Here is a 21885-nt window from a genome sequence, read left to right on the forward strand (position 1 = left end):
AATTCGACCATAAAAAAACACCGATATGTATCGGTGTTTTTTTGTCTCCATGTGCTATTGTGACTTAGCTTCAGCCAGATTATTTAGAACCTTGCCTATTTTTTCATGTATAACAAGGTCAGCTGCGCTGTCATACCCCGTTTCCTCTTGATTAACAATAACCAACTTAGCACCATTTCGTTTCGCTTCCATCGGGAAAACGTTCGCGGGTGATACTTCAAGTGAAGAACCTAGAACGATAAAAAGATCAGCCTTCTTCGCTTCCACTTTTGCCTGATGAATCGCGTTCATTGGAAGGGGTTCACCAAATAATACAATGCCAGGTCTGTTAAATCCTCCGCAGTGGCAGACAAAATCATCATTCATGTATCTTTCACTTGAAGCTTTTTCTCCACATTCATCACAATAGATCGATCGCAATGAGCCATGCATTTCCGCAACGTTTTGACTACCGGCCAACTGATGAAACCCATCAACGTTTTGAGTCAGAATACAGCCAAGCTCTCCGCTTCGTTCCCAATCAGCAAGATGATAGTATCCTTTATGAGGAGAAGCTTCATTTAACTTTTGTATTCGTTGCTTATAGAATCGAACAAATAAATCTCGTTCGTATTTCATCGCATCTCTGCTAGCAAATTGAAGCGGGTCTACCTCATTCCACATTCCATCAAGTGCAGATCGAAAGTCAGGCAAACCGCTTTCTGTACTCATCCCTGCCCCTGTTAAAACAACAGTATGTTTGGATTTATTAAATAGTTCCGTAAGCATAGAATCACCAGCTTTCATTTATCCAATAGTTAACCATTCACATATTTTCCGCTTTCTAAACCACTTGTCCCGTTTTTTGTTATCTAATCGTAAAGTCGTTTTATCTTTTTTTACAATTTCATATGAAAGAATGATTACATCAACCTTTCTAAAAACTGCCCTTCACATGGCTGTGAAGGGCAGTTTCACTTAAGACATATTCACTAAATCGGCTAGCGCTCGCTTTAATGTTGAGTAGGTGTTAGCTTGACCAAAATTTGTTTCTAACTTTACAACTGATAAGGCTATTTCTGGTTTGATGCCACTAATTCTTGCTTCTACTCCTACTAACTTAAGAGCTTCTATAACTTGAAAGAGCTGTTGAATGACAAATGTATCAACGATGGGAACCCCTGAGAGATCGATCACAAAATAATTAAGATTGAGATTCACAGATTGATGAAGTGATTCTTCCATGATTAACTTCGCCCGGTATGTATCTATCGTTCCAATCAAAGGTAGAACGGCAACACCATCCATTATTGGCACGACTGGCGCTGACAATTCAAGAATCTCCTTACGTGATTGTTCAAGTAAATTTGTTTGATAGTTAACATAAGGAACACTAAAGTAATAAACGACCAAATTCATTGTATAATCTAGCTTCGTAATCATTCCATAAAGCTCTTCAATACCCATGTCTTGCTCAATCGCATATCCCTTCAATACTTCACCTATAAAATTGCGATAGTGAGGCACCTCACTTAACATCGCATCAAGCGTTGTTCCAATTCTTGCACACTCTTCCCCAGTCTCAATACCCCACTCCTTAATCTTCTGCTCACTCTCAACGTCATCAAGCGCTAACGCTTTAGCATAGACGGTGACCAATTCAATACGCATTGGGAGCAGTTCATTAGATAGACTCTCCAACTGATCTGGGAATTTCTTATTTTGCTCTACTGTAATTAAATGGGCAATTTCCTCTTTTAGCTCGAGGACTCTTTCACTTGCAGATTGCAATCTCACCGTCATCTTCCATCCCTACTTATCCATAATTTCCTATATGCCAAATCATTTTATAACGACGGGGGGGAAAAGTAAAGATTGAGCGATAGACACCTGAGTTTATGAATGAAGATAGTTAAATTTTGACTTAGTTACGATTAATGTTAATCAATTCAATGAGTCAAATAAGTATAAGCAAAAAAAGAGACGATAAGAAAATCCTTATCGTCTCAAAACTTTACTTTGTAGCAGGCGCAGTTGAATCTGTAGGTTCAGAACCTGCTTTCTTTTCTTTTCGTTTTTCTTTTCGGGGCTTTGGATCTTTCGCCACTAAATATTTCTCTTTCTTTAGAGCTTTATAGAAGGACACGGTCATTAATATCATAATAATGGAGAACGGCAGAGCAGCGAGAATCAATACGTTCTGCAACGCCTGTAGTCCACCAGTGTATAGAAGTACCGCAGCCATAGCTGATTGTGTAACCCCCCACGTTAACTTCACGCTTGTACCAGGATTTAAGGAACCGTATGTTGTTTGCATTCCAAGAACAAACGTAGCGGAGTCAGCTGAAGTAATAAAGAATGTACCGATTAGGGTTATGGCTATAATTGATAAAATAAGCCCTAGAGGGTAATTCTGGAACGTACCGAAGAGTGATTCTTCTGTTGCTAGTGATGCAATATCAGCAATTCCCTGCTGTTGAATGTTGATTCCTGAAATCCCAAATGTTGAGAACCATAAGAATCCAACAATCGAAGGAACAAGAAGCACAGTTACGAGAAACTCTCGGATCGTTCTTCCTCTTGATACGCGGGCAATGAAAATCCCTACGAATGGTGACCATGAAATCCACCAGGCCCAATAGAAAATTGTCCAGTTATTAATCCATTCACGGTTCTCTGGATTTAATGGCGCAATACGGAAACTCATTGCCATTAAGTTCGTTAAGTAAGAACCGATTGTATCTGTAAACATATTCAGAATATAAACAGTAGGTCCTAGAATGAACATCGCTAGGAAAAGAACTCCTGCTAATCCTATATTCGCATTACTTAAGTATTTGATTCCTTTTCCGATCCCTGACCAGGCTGAAATCATGAATAGTACCGTAACAACACCGATAATAATCAGCTGTGTACTAAAGCTATTTGGTACATCTGTTAGGAACGATAAACCACCGTTAATTTGAACGGCACCAAATCCTAATGTTGTCGCAACACCAACGATTGTTGCAAAAACCGCTAGCGTATCAATAACTTTACCAAAAAGACCATTCACGCGCTCACCAAAAATTGGATATAAAGTCGCACTAATTAAGCCGGGACGATCATGTCTAAATTTAAAGTATGCAAGAACTAACGCCACAATGGCATAAATTGCCCATGCATGAATACCCCAGTGGAAAAATGAATACTGTAAAGCTTCCTTAATAGCAGCGGGTGTGCCAGTTTCTGCAGTAGGAGCATTAACAGCGTAATGAGACATCGGTTCTGCTGTACCCCAGAAAACCAGTCCAATACCCATACCAGCACTAAACAGCATGGCAAACCAGCTTAACCTTGTGAATTCAGGCTTCTCATCGGGTTTTCCTAGCTTAATTTTCCCGTACGGTGTGAAAATAATAAACACACAAAAAATAACTAACAATGTTACAAGAATTAGGTAATACCACCCAAACTTATTCGAAATAAATGATTGGGCACTTGCCGTCAACGACTGTAATGTGTCTGGAGAGATCGCTCCCCAAGCAACCATTAATAAACTTATAATGAGCGTGCTCCAAAACACGGAGGATACTTTTCCCCTCATACACTTCACCTCAACTTAAAATAATTTTCTTTTCCTATAGCATAAGAATTAGTACCTTTTTACCTATATCTACATATACCACTATAAAAAATGTCGAAACGCCGAATTTCGAATCCAAACTAACTCATTTTCGAGATTTTTCAATTAACGTTGCATTTTATAAGGATTTTAAATAAAAAACCGACTTGAAAATTTATTTTTTCTGCTTTCGACTGTTTGCCTTCTTCGTTTTAACACTCTTCGTTCCTGGCTGTTTTTTTATCCACTTCAAATAACGACGAATTCGATCGTCTTCTTTGAGCTGTGTGATCGTATTGAGCCTAATAGCAAGCTCCTTGTTCGTATAAAGAGCATGGATCTGCTTATGACAAGGCACACATAGCCAGGCGGTTGGTTTGAAAGAACCGCCTTCTTCTCTAGGGGTTAAATGGTGCAACGTGCATTTGGTAACCGTTCTTCCGCATAATTCACACACATCCATCTTAACACCCCTCTATAAGGTAGTGTTTGTTACTTTAATAAGGGCTATTCAAACCAATTAAAACCCTTAAGTTCTAGCGATTAAATGCTCAGAATATCTTTTATTTCATCTTCAGATAGACTAGAGATCATCGTTTCTCCAGGTTGGATAACTTTCTCAATGAGTTCTTTTTTCTTTTGCTGAAGCTCATAAATTTTCTCTTCAATGGTCCCCTGGGTAATTAACCTCATGACTTGAACAACTTTTTTCTGTCCAATTCGATGAGCTCGGCCTGCAGCTTGTTCCTCAACAGCTGGATTCCACCATAGATCATAAAGAATAACCGTATCGGCACCAGTTAAATTTAATCCTGTTCCTCCTGCTTTCAATGAGATAAGAAAAATTTCATTCTCACCATCATTGAATCGCTCGGTCATTTCAACTCGATCTTTCGAAGGCGTCTGACCATCCAAATAGAAAGCGGAATAGCCTAGATCCGTTAGCTTTTGATGAATGATCTTTAACATGCTCGAGAATTGCGAAAAGATCAAGAGACGTTTCTTGTTTTCGATTGATGTCGTAACAATATCTAAAAGCTGCTCAAGTTTACCCGATTGCCCCTGGTAATTCTCAACGAATAAAGACGGATGGCAGCATAGCTGCCTTAAACGAGTAAGTCCAGCCAGTATTTTCATGCGATTTTTTTGGAAACCATCGCCAGCAAGGCTTTCTTTAGTTTCCTGCTGAATACGGTGCAAGTAGCCAATGTACAGTTCTTTTTGCTGTTTTGTAAGCTCTGATACTTGAACCGTCTCAATCTTATCAGGAAGCTCTTTAAGTACATCCTTCTTCACACGTCTTAGAATAAATGGCTTTACCATTCTCGAAATTCGCTCATGTGGTAAATTTCTGAACGTGGATTGATCCGGGAAGAAACCAGGCATAATCGAGTGAAAAAGTGCCCAAAGTTCATCAAGTGAATTCTCAATTGGAGTTCCGCTGAGTGCAAACCGCTTCTTAGCACTTAATTGTCTCACAGCTTGTGAGGTCTTTGTGGCAGGATTCTTAATTGCCTGAGCCTCATCAAGAATAACGGAATCAAATTGAATGGTTTCATAATGGGCAATATCCTGCCTGAGCGTCGGATATGAAGTTATCCAAACGTCTGGCTGAAGCCCTTGACTTAGAAGCTCTTTACGCTCAATAGGCGTACCAGTATTCACTTCAATCTGAAGTCCAGGAGCAAATTTCTCAAACTCCTTTTTCCAGTTATAAATAAGTGATGCTGGTGCGACAACAAGCGCCATCGCTTCTGGATTATCTTTTTTCTCAGACAGCAAGTAGGCAATGCTTTGCAATGTCTTACCTAGTCCCATGTCATCTGCAAGAATCCCACCCAACTGATAATGGGCAAGTGCTTTTAGCCATTGATATCCCGTCATCTGGTACGAGCGAAGATCAGCTTCTAGCCCTGTTGGAAGATCAAACTGAAGGTCCTCCGGGTGCTTTAAACGAGAGATAAGATCTCGAAAAGCCTTGCTATAACGTGAAGCGTGCTTTCCACCGCTCATTCTTTCGTCGAGCTGGAGCCCTCTATAGAGTGGCAGATGGAGTTCTCCTCTTTCAATATCTTTTTCTTTTATATTCAGGTCGTCGAATAGCTGACTAACATGTTGAAAATCTTCATTTTCAATTGAAACGAAGGCACCATTCGCAAGGCGATAATAGCGATCTTTTTCGATCACAGCTTTAAGAATATGAGAGATTTCTTCTTCATCTAATCCCTTCATGTCAAAGCTTACATCAAGCCAATTTCCACTATGATCCATATCTACTGATGTTACCGGAGCCGATGATTCATCCAATAACCAACCTCGAGCAGATTCTGTCAGAAACACATCAGCAAGGTCATTTAGTTCTGGAATCGTCCAGTAAAGAAAGTCAAATATCACCGCTTCATCTTCTGCATAAAGTTCTTTACCGTTGAATTTTAGTGATGCTTGTTCAATAAGAGACATAATGGTCTGTTCCTTTTCACTGTCTCTTAAGACAATGCCTCCCTGGTCATTTACGATCCGGGAATCATCTTTAAAAGGATTAATCACATCTTCGCCATATTCATATTCAACGTTAACTAGAAGTCGCTGTCCTTCTGCATTTACATAGACTCTCGCACGCAAATCAGGATTGATGATTTTTTCATTGATCTGTTCAGAGATCAATACATCCCCAAGCTTTTTGAGACCTGGAACGACCTGAGAAAGAAATGGTTCAATCTGCGTTTGTGAAATGGATAAGTCACTTTTTCTAGCCGCATTTCGAAAATGAGACAGATCCCTTAATAAGGACTGCTGTTTTTTCGACAGTTTATAAAGCTTCTCATCGTGAAATAACCACCCATAAGTAGGAAAATAAGCTGCGCTTTGAAATCCATTTAACTGAAGTACGTAATCATCTTCCCGCTGTTCAATCTCAAAAGAAAATGGTAACCCACCATCGAAAAGTTCAGTCTCTTCATAAAGCGTCCGATTGTATTCAAAACGAATCAATCTGTTTTGCTTTAAAAACTCTGAAAGAAACTCATTCGCTGTCAATGGAGGTAAAATCAATTCACGGTTTTCAGTAAAACGCCCCCAGTTATCAGGTAAATCCAAATAAACCTTCTCATTCCTTCTTATTGCGAGTAGAAGTTGAATAAAAGGCTCATCGAGTTCATGAAACGTATGTTCATCTGGTTCATAACTGAACTTTTTCGTAAACAAATAAGATTGCTCATCAAGAATCGCATCAAGAAATGCGCGAATATCTTTCACAACATATAAACGGTTTACCCCTACTTTAAGTTCAAGAGTCCACGGAGAATCACCTTGAGATTTACGAAGCGTCGGGTAAGAGCTCGCTTTCAATGTAAACTCAATCTTCAACTCATCCGCTCTCAATCTTGAGCGGTTCACTTCGGGTTGATAATCACTTAACACTTGAATGAGCTGATTTGTTTCACTGTAGCTTCGTGGTGATTGAGGTACCTGTGATGGTTTTTCCTTTTCACTTTCTTCCGGCCCTTTCTCGCTGATTGCAATAAGCACAGCAGCAAGATGCTTACAAGTGCCATATGTTTCAAATGCTTGACACTCGCAAGACCCAAACCAGTTATCACCAAGTAGCTCAATTAACACGCCATATTCAGAACTTCCGTTTACATAAGCTCGATAAGACTGATCTTCTTTATCATATGTAAGCTCAGATACGCGCCCATTCTGAAAATAGGTGAGACCTCTTTGATAGAAGCTCACTGGAAAACGTTCTTTTATTTCACTTTTAGTAAACATAGAAAAATGCTTCATATCCACATCACATCAATTCCAATGGTAGTAGTAACCTTCATTATACAATTTTCCACATCTTCTTCAAAATATTGCGCGACCCAAAAGAGCATAATAGCATATTTTTCCCTAAATTCAAAATGAGACTTCTAATTCAGACCGTTTGGACATGTATTAAAGAAAGAGGAATTCCTTATTTCAAGGTACATTCATTACGAGAAATGATCTCTAGATGTTTGACTCATTCGAGTGAACCCTTCACTTCATTCGAATAAATCAACTATCTATCCACTCCAACAGCCTGCTCAAAAGTATTTATCTTGAATCAGAATACATAGATAAAAGGAGATTGCTCGCCATGCTAGAAATTGCTATTGCTCACATTATCCTAGGCTTATCCATTGCTGCTCCGCTCGGTCCAATTAACATCGAAATCATGAAGCGAGGAATTCATAAAGGGTTCTGGTCTTCTCTCTTCGTAGGAGCAGGTGGAATGAGTGCAGACCTTGTACTCATGTATTTGATGTATTTCGGTATTGCAACTTTTGTTAAGTTGACTATTGTCCAAATTAGTTTAATGATTCTCGGAGCCATTATCTTAACGATTTCTGGGATTCAAGGCTTTCGATCTCAAGTAAGTCTTGATGAAGACGAGGACAAAGAAAAAACGGGCTTATTTCATTCCTACGCAGCTGGTTTCATGATCGCTGCATTTAATCCGATGAACCTTCTTTTCTGGCTCGGTATTTACGGATCAGTGCTTAGTGTTTCACTGCAACAGCCAGACAAATGGCAAGCCTTTTTCTTATCTGCACTCGTTTTCATCGGGATCGGCCTTTGGAATGTCAATCTTTGTATGACCGTCCACTTCGGAAAATCACTAATGAAACCTCGAACGCTCCGCGCGATTAGTGTAACCGCCAGTCTCGTATTATTATTTTTTGGATTACGGTTCGGCTACCTTGCAGCTGAAATGATTTTCGTTGCTTCAAAATAGGATTGGCTATGCAGCCAATCCTATTACGTCTTCATTTATGACAACGAATGTTTTTGAGACAGCATTCTTGTTACAATGACGCGTTTACGTAAAATAAACATAAGCTGCGATTCCTGCTATAGCAAGAACGCTTACAAGAAGATAAATAGCGGAAATGGTAACCGTTGTATTCTTCGCTTTCTTCCCATACCCAGGATCACTTTTTCCGGCAACCATTAGCGTACCAATTAAAATAATAACAAGAAAAATAATAATAAGCGTTGTTGCAATTGTGATCATCCCCATCCCTCCCTACCTTTATCATACACTGTCTCCTTTCTGTAATAAACCTGCAAAAGTGTGACACATTTGTTATGATAGAAAACATGTGCGTTTTCGCACAAAATATAAGAAAGAAAAAGGAGAGTATTTATGAGGAGAGGAATCTTAGTCCTAGTCATTGCAGCACTTTCAATTTTAGCAGCTTGTGGATCTGGAGAAAGTGAAGAATCGAAAGGAACGGTTACTTTTGGATTAAACAACTGGGCTGAAAACATCGCCGTTTCAAATATGTGGAAAGTGATACTTGAAGAAAAAGGATATGATATTGAACTCAAATCAATGGAAAAATCACCTGTTTGGGCTGGTATTTCACAAGGCGACCTTGATGTAGCAGCAGAGGTTTGGCTACCAACAACAGATAAACCGCTATACGAAGAGTATAAAGAAGATGTTGAGATGCAAGAAACATGGTATGAGGGTACAGGTCTTGGGCTAGTTGTACCTTCGTATATGGATATCAATAGTATTGATGAACTGAACGACAAAAAAGACGAACTTGGATTAGAACAAATTGTTGGAATTGATCCGGGCGCTAGCTTGATGGAAATGAGCAGAACGGCTGTTGATGAATATGAATTAAATTATGACCTTGTCGATAGCTCTGGTCCAGCGATGATGAGTGAGCTTAAGAAAGCTTATGAAGACGAAGAACCTATTATTGTCACGCTGTGGAATCCTCACTGGGCTTTTGCAGAATATGACTTAAAGTACCTGGAAGATCCCAAAAATGTTTATGGTGAAGCGGACGATATTTACTTTATGACAAGAACAGATTTCAGTGACGATCACCCTGAAATCGTTAAGTGGATGAACAATTGGAAGATGGATGATGATTCACTCGGTAGTCTAATGGCAACGATTAAGAATGCTGACGACACCGAAACAGGCGCAAAACAGTGGGTTGAAGAGAACGAAGAACTTGTCTCTAAATGGACTGAATAACGGCCTGAACTCATCTTCGAATTCTTTATCTATTCGCTCTCATGAATGGCTTTATTTTTAGTTCATTTGATTGACTAATCAATATGAAAAGGAACCCGAATGGGTTCCTTTTCATTATCCAATGTTATATTTAAGAATGTCCCAAATCATTTTCTGCAACAACTTTGCCAATCGTCTTTCCTGATTCAAGTCGTGCATGAGCGTCACCGATCGTAGTAAAAGTAAAGCTTTGTTCATCCAAAACCGGCTTTAATATGCCGTGATCTACCATATGCGCTACGCGGTTTAGAATGTCTCCGTGATGCTCTCTGCCTTCATTCGTTAACATCGGAACGAGCATTAAAACACCATGGTACGAAGCACTTTTTACATAAAGTTGTGTCATGTCGTGTTCACCACTGCCAACAATACAGGCAACGTCTCCGCCATTTTTCACTGCTTGAAATGACTTTTCCATGTTATCTCCACCTACAGTATCAAAAACAGCATCGAAACCTTTTCCATCTGTATAGTCATTAACATATTCTTCGACAGACGTTTCTTTATAATTGATCGCGTAATCAGCACCAAGATCTTGACCTATCTTCATTTTCTCATTCGTTGAAGCTGTCGTATAGACGATGGCACCTAGTGATTTAGCAATCTGAATAGCGATGTGCCCAACGCCGCCTGTCGCACCGTGAATAAGAACATTTTGTCCTGGCTTTACATTGATTCGATCAATGAGTGCTTCCCACGCCGTGATAGATACGAGCGGTAATGCGGCAGCTTCTTTCATAGATAAATGCGCTGGTTTCTTAGCCACAAGCTTATGATCAACAATCATTTGTTCACGGAGTGCTCCATCGAGGCCTTTTACCCCGCCTGCACAAGCAAATACCTCGTCACCTTTTTTAAACGCGCTTCCTTCATATGCTTCCTCCACAATGCCCGCTACATCTCCATGTAGAACGGCTGGAAATGTTGGAGCAAACGCTTCTGCTTGACCAGATCGTATTTTCATATCCACTGGATTAACGCTTGTTGCTTTCACGTTAATTCTCACTTCACCAGCTTTTAATTCTCTTGATGAGAGCTCTTCTACACGAAATTTCGATGGTGCTCCAAATTCGTTAATCACAACTGCTTTCATGAATAAACACCCTTCCTGGATCTAATTCAAATTACCTTGTTTATTCTTCTGCGTTCCCCGATATCTTTCTAAACAAACAGGTATTTCATTCAGAATTTATGACCAAACTCATTATACAGCCGGTCATTATCTTTTCATAATAAAAGGTGCTGTCAGATGACCGGCCTATCAATGCAAGTCATTGAAGAAGCCCTTCTCATACGTATGAGAAGGGCTTCTTCACGTTCTTTGGATATGGTTAGTAAGCTGGATGTATCTTGATTACGAAATCCTATTGATGATGTTATTTACCTCAGAGACGCTATATCGAATTATTTCCTCCGCTGATTTCGATGTACTCAACCGTGGATTTTGCCCCGACCACAATGACATCCATTCAGGATGATTTTGCTCAGCTGCTTGTTTACGAATCTCTTTCGTTAATGTGTTTAACACTGGGTATCCAGGCAACATTGGTAAGTTAGATGCAGTCATTTCGGTAATAAAATCATTTTTTATACCACGAGCAGACTTTCCACTAAATACGGGTGTGATCATTGTTTGTTCTTCCGTACTCGTTAATATCGCTTGTTTGTGAAGAGGGTGAGCCCCACTTTCTTGACATGTCACAAATGCTGTTCCCATCTGAACAGCTCCAGCTCCAAGAACCAGCATACTGAGAACACCTCTACCATCCATGATTCCACCAGCCGCTATAACAGGAATCTCTATGGCATCAACCGTTTGTGGGATAAGAGAGGAAATACCGACAAGGGACGAATCAACTTCACTTTCAAAAGTGCCGCGATGTCCACCAGCTTCTGCCCCTTGCATCACCACAACATCCATTCCGCTTTCTTCATTTATAATGGCTTCATTTACCGTCGTTGCCGTTCCAATAAGGATCATTCCATTACGCTTTAGTTGCTGGACATCCTCTTTTGAAGGAATTCCAAAAGTAAAGCTACATACAGGTACATTTTCCTCTATTAAAATCTTAAGCTTTTCTTTGTATTCTTTTTTTACAACCGAAAAAGGCTTCTCATTATAACTATAGTCTTCTATACCAAGTTTTGTAGCATAGCACTGAAGCACCTGCTTTGTCTGCTCCACCACTTCATTTGAGGAGTGATCCTCCTCAGGAATAAACAAGTTAACAGCAAAAGCCCTTGACGTGTACTGTTTAATGTCCTTGATCGCGATTCGCATTTGATCAGGTGTCATGTACCCAGCCCCTAAGCTGCCTAAGCCTCCCGTATTCGATACAGAAGCAACTAATTGAGGTGTTGTCACCCCTCCGGCCATTCCTGCCTGTACGATCGGGTATTCGATGTTTAATATGGAAGTTACGAGAGTTTCATTCCACAAGACTACCATCTTCCTTTCTATTTCTTCCTTTGCCCTTTCAAATACTTCTTTATAAAAAGAATGACTCCTTTCAAATACGCTGAGGAATCTATCTTGCAATTCAATTGATCTATCGCTATGATAATGTTAACCACATATACATAATCAGTTAACATTATTATAGCAGGGGGAATGAGTCTTGAAAGAAAACTCTTATTTGCCTGAAGAATGGCATGTTGTCGTGGAAGAAGCAATGGAAGCTTATATCACTAAAGAAGAATTCCAAGCATTCTTAATAGAATATACCCTACAAAAAGCGTGTATCAAAAGCCAGGAGTAAATTCTCCTGGCTTTTGAGTTGCCAAGAACAATGCTATATAACTGGATACTTTAGAATAACCTGAGGCCCTGAGCGCCCGTTCTTTTTCTTATTAGTAGAAATAAACCCCGCTCCTAAATATACCTTCTTAGCTGCTTCATTGTCTTCATTAACCCCGAGAACGATTTCATCACAATTAGGGAGATGCCTTTTTACAAACTGTTCTAGCTGCTGTAAAGAGGCTTTCGCAATCCCTCTTCCTTGCTCAGATCGATTGATTGAATACGCTCTTAACAGAACGGCGTTGATATTATCTGAATACGAGAAAATATCATCTCCACGATCTAGAACGAAAAATCCTACTGGCTGATCCTTTTCCATAATCACCACAGGAAAGCGATCATGATCGATCTGACATTTCTCATATGCTGGGACTGGCATCGACGTGAAAGCGAGCTGACTATCATCTAGAGTGAATGATTTCAACGCATTAATATGATCGTTTTCAGCTTTCACAAGATAGATGTTTTCTTCATTAACTCTCAAATGAAAGACTCCTCTCCAATCTAACTCTCTTTTTATTATTACTCGTCAACCAAAAGAATCCAATATGACAGTAAGATAAAGAAGCGCTCCTAATCTTAGGAGCGCTTCTCTTATTGCTTTTCGCGTCTAGCAAAATCAACAAATCTAAATTTATCAAGCCGGTGCCTTGATTCAGTATACTCAATTAATGTGGTGTCATTTAGATAAACGTAGTTTCGAACCACGACAACATGATTGTAATCATGCAAATCCAGGTAGAGACGATCCTCTTCATCCGCCTCTTCCACTACAATTTCCTTTTTAGCATAGCTTACGACAAGGCCAAGGTCATTCTCTAAATAATCATAGATCGAATTCTCACAAATTGTTTTTGTGAGCTCTGGAACAAATTCTACTGGAAAATAATCGCGATCAAGTATAATTTTCTCTCCATCTATTTCACGAGCTCTTACAACATGCCATACTTGTGCATTGTCTTTTAGCTCCAACTGCTCACTAACCCATTTCGATGGAAGTTTTTTTTCTAGATCATGAACGATGGTACGAGAAGAGCGATTCATTTTTTGAGAGATTTCCTTAAAGCTCACAAGTCCAGAAACCGGAAATTCATAGCGGTTAAGGTCGAGAACGACAGATCCTCGCGCTTTAATTTTCTGAATCAAACCATTTTGAGAAAGCAAATTAAGAGCTTTACGAATCGTCTCTCGAGATGTTCCGTACGCTTCCGCTAACTCGTGTTCTGAAGGTAATTTAGTATTCGGTTGATAGGTACCATTTTGTATATTCAGAGAGAGATCATTATATATTTGCTGGTACTTGGTTTGCTTCATAGACTCACCTTGCCTTAGTTAGATGATAAGCAATCGACTCATATGGTCGCAATGACACTTTCTTGAAAGTGTTAGGAGTGTCTTCATAATTTGATAATAAAACCTCTGCATGATAACCGTTTACTTCCACATCTTCCGGAAGTTCAAACGTCACTTCACTTTCATAGAAATTATTGATCACAAGAAGCTTTTCATTTTCACCGTTCCTTACATAAGCGAAAAGCTGTGGGTGTTCAGCTAAAAGAAGCTCATAGTCACCGTATGTGATCAAATCCATATTTTTTCTAAGTGCGATTAGCTTCTGATAATGTTCAAATACTGAATGTCTCTCATTAAGAGTATCTTCGACGTTAATGCCTTCATAGTTTTTCGCAACGGGTATCCATGGTTCTCCTGTTGTAAACCCAGCGTTAGCTTCTGAATTCCATTGAACAGGCGTTCTTGAGTTATCTCTTGATTTATGACGCAAAATCTCGAGTACTTCTTCTTCACTATACCCTTTTTCCTCTTTAAGAATGGAGTAAATATTCAACGACTCTACATCACGATAAGATGAGATCGCATCAAACTTTGGATTCGTCATCCCAATTTCTTCTCCCTGATAAATATACGGAGTACCTTGCATCAGGTGCATTGTTGTCGCTAGCATTTTGGCTGACTCACGTCTGTACTCCCCGTCATTCCCGTAGCGTGATACGATTCGGGGCTGGTCATGGTTACACCAGAAGAGAGCATTCCAGCCTCCACCTTCATACATTTCCGCCTGCCATGTTGATAGAATTTCTTTTAGCTTTAGGAAATCAAAATCGGCTACAGACCACTTTTCGCCATTAGGATAATCGACTTTTAAATGATGGAAGTTGAACGTCATGCTCAATTCATTTCGCTTAGGATTAGAGTATTTAATGCAGTTGTCAATCGTTGTGGAAGACATCTCCCCAACCGTCATGCTGTTATATTTCATAAATACTTTGCGATTCATTTCATTCATATACTCATGCACTTTTGGACCATCTGTATAGAATTTACGTCCGTCTCCTGGAGCTACAGAACCATCATCATTTGGGAAATTCTGATCTTTCGAAATAAGGTTAATCACATCGAGACGAAACCCATCGACACCCTTTTCAAACCAGAATGTCATCATATCATACACTTCATCTCTTACTTTTTCATTCTCCCAGTTAAGATCAGCCTGTGTGACATCAAAAAGATGTAAGTAATATTGACCTGTTTCTTTATCAAACTGCCACGCATTACCACCGAACTTTGACTGCCAGTTTGTTGGTTCTGCTCCATTTACGCCATCTTTCCAGATGTAATAGTCTCGATAAGGATTATCCTTTGATTTACGAGACTCGACGAACCACTGATGTTCGGTTGACGTATGATTTACAACGATATCCATAATGATCTTAATGCCTTTTGCATGTGCTTCTTGAAGGAGACGATCGAAATCCTCCATTGTTCCATACTCTTCATAAATACTAAAGTAGTCTCGAATATCATATCCATTGTCATTCTGAGGTGAATCATAGATTGGTGTTAGCCAAACGACATCAACTCCAAGTTCACTTAAATAATCCAGTTTTTCGATAATGCCTTGAATATCCCCCGTACCGTTACCAGTTGTATCGTTAAAGCTTTTCGGGTAAATTTGATAAACGACTGACTTCTTCCACCATGGTTGTTGCATATCATTCAACTCCTAATTGTATACTTGAAAAAACAAACAAAGGCGATACCATCGGAGCAGCTTAAGTGCCTGATGATATCGCTCCTTTTTATTTACTCACTTACTTTTCTAACTTTCCCATACAAGAATGTTAAAACAAATGGTACGACGAGTGCGATGGCCATCCCCATAAAGAAAGCACCCCAGTATTCTTTAAAGATTGAAAGGAAGCCAGGTATACCACCTACACCGATCGATGTCGCTTCCACACCACTAACCGTAATAACAAGACCAGCCACAGCTGAACCAATAATCGCTGCAAAGAACGGGAACTTAAAGCGTAAATTCACACCGAATAGCGCAGGTTCAGTGACGCCTAGGAAAGCAGAGACTGCTGAAGTACCAGCAAGTCCTTTCGTTTTCTCATTACGAGTAATCAGCATCATCGCAAGTGCCGCTGCACCCTGTGCGATGTTGGAAAGTGCCAGCATCGGCCATAAGAATGTGCTTCCCGTACTGCCGATTAACTGCAAATCTACAGCAAGGAACGTATGGTGCATTCCCGTGATAACGAGTGGCGCATATAAAGCCCCATACACTAATCCACCAATAGCTGGTGCAAAATCAAATAATCCAATAAAACCATCCGTTAAGAGATTCGCAATCCAGAATGTCACTGGCCCAATAAGAGTAAACGCTAGGAATCCAGTTACGAGCAAGGCAACAGGAGCCACAATGAGCATTTGAATGGAATCTGGAATCCGCTTATTAAGAAACGTTTCAATTTTGGCTAATATATAAGCTGACACAAGAACAGGCAAGACTTGCCCTTGATACCCAATCTTCTCTATTTCAAGTCCGAACAAATTCCATGTTGGAATATCGTCGGCTTCTCCATATGCCCAAGCATTAAGGAGATCGGGGTGAACAAGAATAAGACCTAGAACAATACCGAGCAATGGACTTCCGCCAAATTGCTTCGCTGCTGACCAACCAATTAAGCCAGGTAAAAAGACGAAGGCTGTGTTAGCAATCAGGTTAATAATACTCGCTAAATCTGCCCACTGTGGATACACCTCTACAAGTGGATCACTAAAGAAGATATCCGGTGCTGTGAGAATATTATTAATCCCAAGAAGCAAACCAGCTGTTACGATTGCAGGTAAAATCGGAATAAAAATATCAGCAAGTGTTTTCACTCCGCGCTGGAGAATATTTTGTTTACTTGCAGCGGCATCTTTCACATCCTGTTTGGACGCGCTTTCAATATCTGCCATCTCAGCAAAGATCTTAAATACTTTATCAACGGTTCCTTGACCGATGACTACCTGAAACTGTCCATTCGCCGAAAAAGAACCTTTGACAAGCTCGTTCTCTTCAAGTGCTTTAGTATCTACTTTACTTTCATCATGTAAAACAAGACGCAGACGGGTTACACAATGTGTTGCGGTCGAAATATTTTCCTTACCGCCTATGGCTTCCAGGATCTGTTCGACAGACTCTCGATTAATCGCCATGTTTTCTTCCCCCTTAGAAATAATCTAATTGTTCCGAAGAGAGTTGATATATAGCGTACTCTCTTCGGAAGATCAAAACTTTATCCTTTTACTTTGGTTGTCATAATTTCAGTCTCATTTGAAGCGCCGACTGTATATTTCTTCTCAACATTTTCAAGAACATCAGCATTTGTAATAATCACAGGCGTAATCGTACTCGCTGCTTTCTCCTTAACAAGATCAAGATCAACTGTGATGAGAGGATCGCCAACTTTTACCTTGTCGCCTTCTTTTACGTGACCTTCAAATCCTTCTCCACCCATGTTAACTGTTTCTAAACCAACGTGGATCAAAATTTCAAGACCTGATTCAGATTCAATTCCAACCGCATGTTTCGTATGGAAGAACTGGATTACTTTCCCGTTGACTGGCGAAACGACTTTTCCGTCTTTTGGCTCAATCGCAACACCGTCTCCCATCATTTTTTGTGAAAATGTTGGATCTGGAACTTTTTCAAGTTCAACAACGTCTCCGTTTAAAGGAGCGTATATAACCTCTTCTGACGGCTTTTCTTTTTTACCAAATAGTTTTTTCAACATAAGAACATTCCCCTTTCAACCGCTTTCATTTATATTCTATCTTGTCTATACAAGTTTATCTTACACATGCAGTTTATCTTGTATAGACAAGTTAGTCAACTAAAATACTCATCTTTTAAATCACATTTCTAAGGGGGAAGATGTGATTCGATACATAAATTCCCTGATTGTCATATCCTAAACGCTGATACATGTTTCAAATTTCTCGAAAACGTATACAAAAGGACTAAGGAGTGATCATATGGAAAAGCACCAAATAAAAACGATAACGTTTGAAGATGATGGTAACATTCCAAACAACCCGTTCCATCCGCTTATTCTCTATCCAGGAGCGCTAGATCATCCCGATAATTGTATGAAGATTTTCAAAGAAAACAATTGGACTAATGCGTGGGAGAATGGCGTCTTTTCTTATCATCATTATCACAGCAACAGCCACGAAGTACTTGGAGTGATTAAAGGAGAGGCTTCTATTACATTTGGAGGAGAAAACGGAAAAACGGTTGAAGTGACAGTAGGAGATGTTGTCGTCATTCCTGCTGGTGTGGGACATAAAAAAGAAGCATCCTCGACCGATTTCCGCGTAGTAGGGGCTTATCCAGCCGGTATGCCCCACGATCTTAGAACAGGAAAAGCCGATGAACGAAAAGATGCCATCGATAACATTAAGAATGTTCCATTACCTGCAACGGATCCTATTTTTGGTGTTAATGGACCATTACTTGACGTTTGGGGCCGCTAGAACATAGCAAAAGACGCCTTTATAGGCGTCTTTTTTAGGAAGAAGTATATTCAGATTTCTTAAATCCCGGAACCGTTTTTTCGTAAAAGTCCAAGTTATCAGGATGATGCGCTATACGGCTGTCAGAATGAAGAGAATCGATGGAAACCATCTCTTCATCAGTTAAATTAAAATCAAAAATAGCTGCATTCTCTTTAATCCGCTCGCTATGGGAGGACTTCACATTCAACAAAATCTGATGCTGAAGACACCATCTAAGAACAATTTGTGCAGGTGTTTTACCATAACGTTCGCTAACTGCTTGAATCACCGGATTCTTTAACACCTGACCTCGTTTTAACGGTGACCATGCCTGGACCTGAATTCCTTTTGATCGACAGTAATCTCTTAGTTCACCCTGTATTAATTCAGGGTGTAACTCAATTTGATTGAGAACAGGTTTAACGGTTGAAATACGAGAAATGGCTTCTAGATGGTGCGTCTCAAAGTTACTAACACCAATAGCACATACCTTTCCTTCATGATAGAGCTTCTCTAGCGCTTGCCATGTTTCAAGAAATAAGTGAGGAACTGGCCAGTGAATTAAATACAAATCAAGATAATCAGTGCCCAATCGTTCCAGTGATCTTTCAAAAGCAGCAAGCGTTGCATTATAGCCCTGCTCATCGTTCCAAACTTTAGAAGTAATAAACAGCTCTTCGCGTGGAATTCCTGAATCCTTAATCGCGCGACCCACTGCTTCTTCATTCTCATAATAGGAAGCTGTATCAATGCCGCGGTACCCCGTTTCAATGGCAACTTTAACAGCGCTGTAGGCATCTTCCCCTTTTAGTTTAAAAGCACCAAAACCAAGATAAGGCATTTTAACACCGTTTGATAGAACAACCGTTTTCTCAATCCCCATCTTATTTCGCCTCCTTCTTCAATCACCTTTATCTCTAAAGAAATCTGACTCCCTTCTCTACACTATTTCTTAAGACGCTATGCTATTCCTTACACAAGCTTGCGGTACTCATTAATAAAAACTGTGGGATCCTTTTTGATAATAAATGATTCAACACCACTATTTGTATGAAGATATAGGAAGCCATAAAGCGTCGATTGAAATCGATAGGACATATCAAAGACATCTTTGATCGCAAAATGTTTATGTCCAACAACTATCCGATCTTCATATAGTTCTAAATCGTGCTCCTGCTCTAGCGTTTTCTGTTCCGTACGTTCCATTTTTCTAATTACCTTGATAAATGGGTGAGATAAAATAAATTTCAAGTTCATCATCCTATTCTTCTATCATTCTACATATTATCACTCAGTTCCTCTTTAAGAGAAAGGGTAATAAAGAAAAAGAGCAGACCTTTACTGGTCCGCCCCCTTCTTTCGTATCAGTTAATGATAAGCATTAAGCTCAATCATTTTATCTTTTCTTTATTTGCCTTCAATAGCTTCAATAATTTTATTTGCAGCACTTTCACTTGATTGTGGATTTTGTCCTGTAATTAAATTACCGTCACGAACGGAATAAACTGACCAGTTCTCGCCTAACTCAAAGTTAGCACCTTTTTCACGTAATTTGGTTTCAAGCAAGAATGGCATTTGTTCAACAAGCCCCATTTCTCGCTCTTCAGAATCAGTAAAGGCACTTACTTTCTTCCCTTTTACAAGAGGTGTACCGTCTTTATAAGTTACGTTCACAAGTCCTGCTGGACCGTGGCAAACGGATCCGATAATTTTATCTGCTTCAGCTTGTTCCTGAAGGATATGTTGAAGAACTTCGCTATCAGGGAAGTCAAACATCGTTCCGTGACCGCCCGGTAGAAAGACAACGTCAAAGTTGTTTGCATCTTCTTTTGTTACCTTAGTTGTATTTTTCAGTTGGTTTTGAGCGTCTTCCCATTCTTTCGGATCTTCTTCTGGGATACTATTTGGATCAAGCTCTACTTCGCCACCTTGAATGGAAGTGACTTTGATGTCATACCCTTTTTCCTTGAAGATGTTATAAGGGACAGCGAACTCTTCAAGCCATAGTCCTGTTTTGTGCTCTGAATCGATTTCTGTATGGTTTGTTACGACCATTAATACTTTAGTCAATTGAATTCCTCTCCTTTATCTTCTAAGTACTTGTTAGTCTTTATGACCACTTTAGTACAATACCCGATGTTCAAAAAAGTATTCATGGGATTGAAGAATCCAGAAAATTTACTAATATAACAATTGAGGGATAATGAAAAACAAATAGAACACATTGAGAAAGATAGCACTCATAACAAGAAGAGTGTTTTTCTTCTTAATTTGCAGGATATAAAGAACGATCCAAAGAACAAATAATCCGATTGGAACGAACAGATAGTTATTATTTTCAGCTAACTTTAAAACACCGAGGAGTTCTAAAATAGAGTATGGAACAATAATGACTCCAAGAATAATATTGATAAGATGAATCCATTTTCTTTCAAGAGCTTTCACTAGAAATGTATCTCCTTTCTGAAAGAACCGATTTCACTAACTATTCTATTTTCCATCTCTATTGATGAAGAGTCAACGATCAATTTGACGAAGGCTTTTCAAACATAGTCCTTCTTTTCTTCACTCTTTCCATTCCATTATTTGGGCGTTTTCTAATCATATCGTCGGGTATTTGATCAAAATCGTCGAATAGACTCCTTTTCCTCCGAATGCTGTCTCTTGTATAGGACAATCATTCAAGGAGGAATAAAGATGAAACACAAAATGAAACTCGTAGCAGCGCTACTTATTTCTAGCATCATTTTTGTAGCCACGCCTTCATTTGCTTCTGCAGCATTTGATCGTGTCAACCAACAAGGCGACTCAGGGGGAGAAGTTAAGGAACTGCAAGACTATCTTATGACGAAAGGGCTATTCCCCTACCACACTGCAACAGGCTATTACGGAGAGATCACTGAAGAAGCCGTGAAGGATTTTCAGGCGAATCGCAATCTCCAAGTAGATGGGATTGCAGGACCAGAAACAAAACAAGCCCTTCAAGTCCTAAGACGTGGAGACATCGGGAAACAAGTCATACATATACAAAGCCAGCTTAATCAAGCGGGATATGAGAGCGATGCAGATGGGATATATGGTTCAGGTACAGCTACACTTGTAGAGGAATTCCAACGAGACAATGGCCTTTCAGCTGATGGGATTGCAGGACCGTCCACACGTGGAGCGTTAGATCAAATGGCTGCACCAGGTTCAGCTGCAGGGAAAGAATTCACGGCAGAAAGCACCGCTTATACAGCCGATTGCACCGGGTGTTCTGGTGTTACTAAGATGGGAATCAATTTAGACAAATACCCGGACGCCAAAGTGATCGCAGTTGATCCTGATATGATTCCACTTGGCTCCATTGTGGAAGTTGAAGGATATGGCACAGCCATTGCTGCAGACATTGGTGGCGACATTAATAACAATCGTATTGATGTATTTATTCCAAGTCAGCAAGGCGCCCTCAATTGGGGACGAAAAGATGTTAAGATACGCGTCATTGAATAAGAAAAAGAACAGGCATTCCATATTGAAGTGACCCCTGTCAAGTAGACAGGAATTAAAAAGCATTTTTAAGCAGCCTGAGCTCTATACTTATAGGGGCTC

22 protein-coding genes are annotated in these 21885 nt (G+C 39.8%); 5 read left to right on the top strand and 17 right to left on the bottom strand.

The window, feature by feature from the left end; genetic code table 11:
• Positions 1-54 precede the first annotated feature (54 nt).
• The 5 genes from Q4550_RS21635 to Q4550_RS21655 all read right to left on the bottom strand — a co-directional run bounded on the left by Q4550_RS21635 (position 55) and on the right by Q4550_RS21655 (position 7369).
• Complete coding sequence (locus tag Q4550_RS21635; protein ID WP_303535970.1) at positions 55-768, bottom strand: NAD-dependent deacylase; 714 nt, start codon at positions 766-768, stop codon at positions 55-57.
• A gap of 189 nt (positions 769-957) precedes the next feature.
• The gene (locus Q4550_RS21640; RefSeq protein WP_303535973.1) at positions 958-1782 is read right to left on the bottom strand and encodes an STAS domain-containing protein; all 825 of its coding nucleotides are present in this window, start codon (positions 1780-1782) and stop codon (positions 958-960) included.
• 211 nt (positions 1783-1993) lie between these two features.
• Positions 1994-3565 (bottom strand): glycine betaine uptake BCCT transporter, encoded by a 1572-nt coding sequence (locus Q4550_RS21645; RefSeq protein WP_303535976.1) that lies wholly within the window; start codon positions 3563-3565, stop codon positions 1994-1996.
• A 193-nt stretch (positions 3566-3758) separates the two neighbouring features.
• Complete coding sequence (locus Q4550_RS21650) at positions 3759-4046, bottom strand: HNH endonuclease (protein WP_303535978.1); 288 nt, start codon at positions 4044-4046, stop codon at positions 3759-3761.
• Positions 4047-4126: 80 nt separating this feature from the next.
• Positions 4127-7369: a DEAD/DEAH box helicase gene (locus Q4550_RS21655; RefSeq protein ID WP_303535980.1), complete on the bottom strand. Its 3243-nt coding sequence runs from the start codon at positions 7367-7369 to the stop codon at positions 4127-4129.
• Positions 7370-7706: 337 nt separating this feature from the next.
• On the opposite strand from Q4550_RS21655, the gene Q4550_RS21660 reads away from it, so the two are divergent.
• On the top strand, positions 7707-8345 hold the full coding sequence (locus tag Q4550_RS21660; RefSeq protein WP_303535982.1) for a LysE family translocator: 639 nt from the start codon (positions 7707-7709) through the stop codon (positions 8343-8345).
• Positions 8346-8429: 84 nt separating this feature from the next.
• Here Q4550_RS21660 and Q4550_RS21665 read toward each other — a convergent pair whose 3' ends face one another.
• Positions 8430-8624 carry a hypothetical protein gene (locus Q4550_RS21665; RefSeq protein ID WP_303535984.1) on the bottom strand — a complete coding sequence of 65 codons (195 nt, stop codon included), beginning with the start codon at positions 8622-8624 and terminating at the stop codon, positions 8430-8432.
• Positions 8625-8756: 132 nt separating this feature from the next.
• Here Q4550_RS21665 and Q4550_RS21670 point away from each other — a divergent pair, with 132 nt between their 5' ends.
• A complete protein-coding gene (locus Q4550_RS21670; protein WP_194221030.1) occupies positions 8757-9608 on the top strand; it encodes a glycine betaine ABC transporter substrate-binding protein in 852 nt (283 codons plus the stop codon).
• A gap of 130 nt (positions 9609-9738) precedes the next feature.
• On the opposite strand, the gene Q4550_RS21675 is transcribed toward Q4550_RS21670, so the two are convergent.
• Together Q4550_RS21675 and Q4550_RS21680 are read right to left on the bottom strand one after the other, a co-directional pair.
• On the bottom strand, positions 9739-10740 hold the full coding sequence (locus tag Q4550_RS21675; protein WP_303535988.1) for a zinc-dependent alcohol dehydrogenase family protein: 1002 nt from the start codon (positions 10738-10740) through the stop codon (positions 9739-9741).
• 261 nt (positions 10741-11001) lie between these two features.
• A complete protein-coding gene (locus tag Q4550_RS21680) occupies positions 11002-12096 on the bottom strand; it encodes an NAD(P)H-dependent flavin oxidoreductase (protein ID WP_303535991.1) in 1095 nt (364 codons plus the stop codon).
• A gap of 169 nt (positions 12097-12265) precedes the next feature.
• Between Q4550_RS21680 and Q4550_RS21685 the strand changes: the two genes are divergently transcribed.
• The gene (locus Q4550_RS21685) at positions 12266-12406 is read left to right on the top strand and encodes a hypothetical protein (protein ID WP_303535994.1); all 141 of its coding nucleotides are present in this window, start codon (positions 12266-12268) and stop codon (positions 12404-12406) included.
• Positions 12407-12439: 33 nt separating this feature from the next.
• Here Q4550_RS21685 and Q4550_RS21690 read toward each other — a convergent pair whose 3' ends face one another.
• From Q4550_RS21690 to Q4550_RS21710, 5 genes are all read right to left on the bottom strand, one after another.
• Positions 12440-12931: a GNAT family N-acetyltransferase gene (locus tag Q4550_RS21690; RefSeq protein ID WP_303535997.1), complete on the bottom strand. Its 492-nt coding sequence runs from the start codon at positions 12929-12931 to the stop codon at positions 12440-12442.
• Between the two features lie 110 nt (positions 12932-13041).
• Positions 13042-13761 (bottom strand): trehalose operon repressor, encoded by a 720-nt coding sequence (gene treR, locus Q4550_RS21695; RefSeq protein WP_303535999.1) that lies wholly within the window; start codon positions 13759-13761, stop codon positions 13042-13044.
• A gap of 4 nt (positions 13762-13765) precedes the next feature.
• A complete protein-coding gene (gene treC / locus Q4550_RS21700; RefSeq protein WP_303536001.1) occupies positions 13766-15457 on the bottom strand; it encodes an alpha,alpha-phosphotrehalase in 1692 nt (563 codons plus the stop codon).
• Positions 15458-15549: 92 nt separating this feature from the next.
• A complete protein-coding gene (treP, locus tag Q4550_RS21705) occupies positions 15550-16953 on the bottom strand; it encodes a PTS system trehalose-specific EIIBC component (RefSeq protein ID WP_194221023.1) in 1404 nt (467 codons plus the stop codon).
• An 80-nt stretch (positions 16954-17033) separates the two neighbouring features.
• Entirely contained in the window at positions 17034-17531 is a 498-nt protein-coding gene (locus Q4550_RS21710) for a PTS sugar transporter subunit IIA (RefSeq protein WP_226612363.1), read from the bottom strand.
• A gap of 241 nt (positions 17532-17772) precedes the next feature.
• Between Q4550_RS21710 and Q4550_RS21715 the strand changes: the two genes are divergently transcribed.
• The gene (locus Q4550_RS21715; RefSeq protein ID WP_303536005.1) at positions 17773-18273 is read left to right on the top strand and encodes a cupin domain-containing protein; all 501 of its coding nucleotides are present in this window, start codon (positions 17773-17775) and stop codon (positions 18271-18273) included.
• Between the two features lie 34 nt (positions 18274-18307).
• On the opposite strand, the gene Q4550_RS21720 is transcribed toward Q4550_RS21715, so the two are convergent.
• The 4 genes from Q4550_RS21720 to Q4550_RS21735 all read right to left on the bottom strand — a co-directional run bounded on the left by Q4550_RS21720 (position 18308) and on the right by Q4550_RS21735 (position 20739).
• Entirely contained in the window at positions 18308-19177 is an 870-nt protein-coding gene (locus Q4550_RS21720; RefSeq protein WP_303536007.1) for an aldo/keto reductase, read from the bottom strand.
• Positions 19178-19266: 89 nt separating this feature from the next.
• On the bottom strand, positions 19267-19545 hold the full coding sequence (locus Q4550_RS21725; protein ID WP_226612359.1) for a hypothetical protein: 279 nt from the start codon (positions 19543-19545) through the stop codon (positions 19267-19269).
• 156 nt (positions 19546-19701) lie between these two features.
• Positions 19702-20364, bottom strand: a complete 663-nt coding sequence (locus tag Q4550_RS21730; protein ID WP_226612358.1) for a type 1 glutamine amidotransferase domain-containing protein — start codon at positions 20362-20364, stop codon at positions 19702-19704.
• A gap of 111 nt (positions 20365-20475) precedes the next feature.
• Positions 20476-20739 carry a hypothetical protein gene (locus tag Q4550_RS21735; RefSeq protein ID WP_194221019.1) on the bottom strand — a complete coding sequence of 88 codons (264 nt, stop codon included), beginning with the start codon at positions 20737-20739 and terminating at the stop codon, positions 20476-20478.
• 252 nt (positions 20740-20991) lie between these two features.
• Here Q4550_RS21735 and Q4550_RS21740 point away from each other — a divergent pair, with 252 nt between their 5' ends.
• Positions 20992-21786 carry a peptidoglycan-binding protein gene (locus Q4550_RS21740; protein WP_303536014.1) on the top strand — a complete coding sequence of 265 codons (795 nt, stop codon included), beginning with the start codon at positions 20992-20994 and terminating at the stop codon, positions 21784-21786.
• Positions 21787-21885: the final 99 nt, after the last annotated feature.

Origin of the sequence: Anaerobacillus sp. 1_MG-2023, assembly GCF_030547345.1 — a bacterium.
In the GTDB taxonomy this organism is placed as follows: domain Bacteria; phylum Bacillota; class Bacilli; order Bacillales; family Guptibacillaceae; genus Guptibacillus; species Guptibacillus hwajinpoensis_B.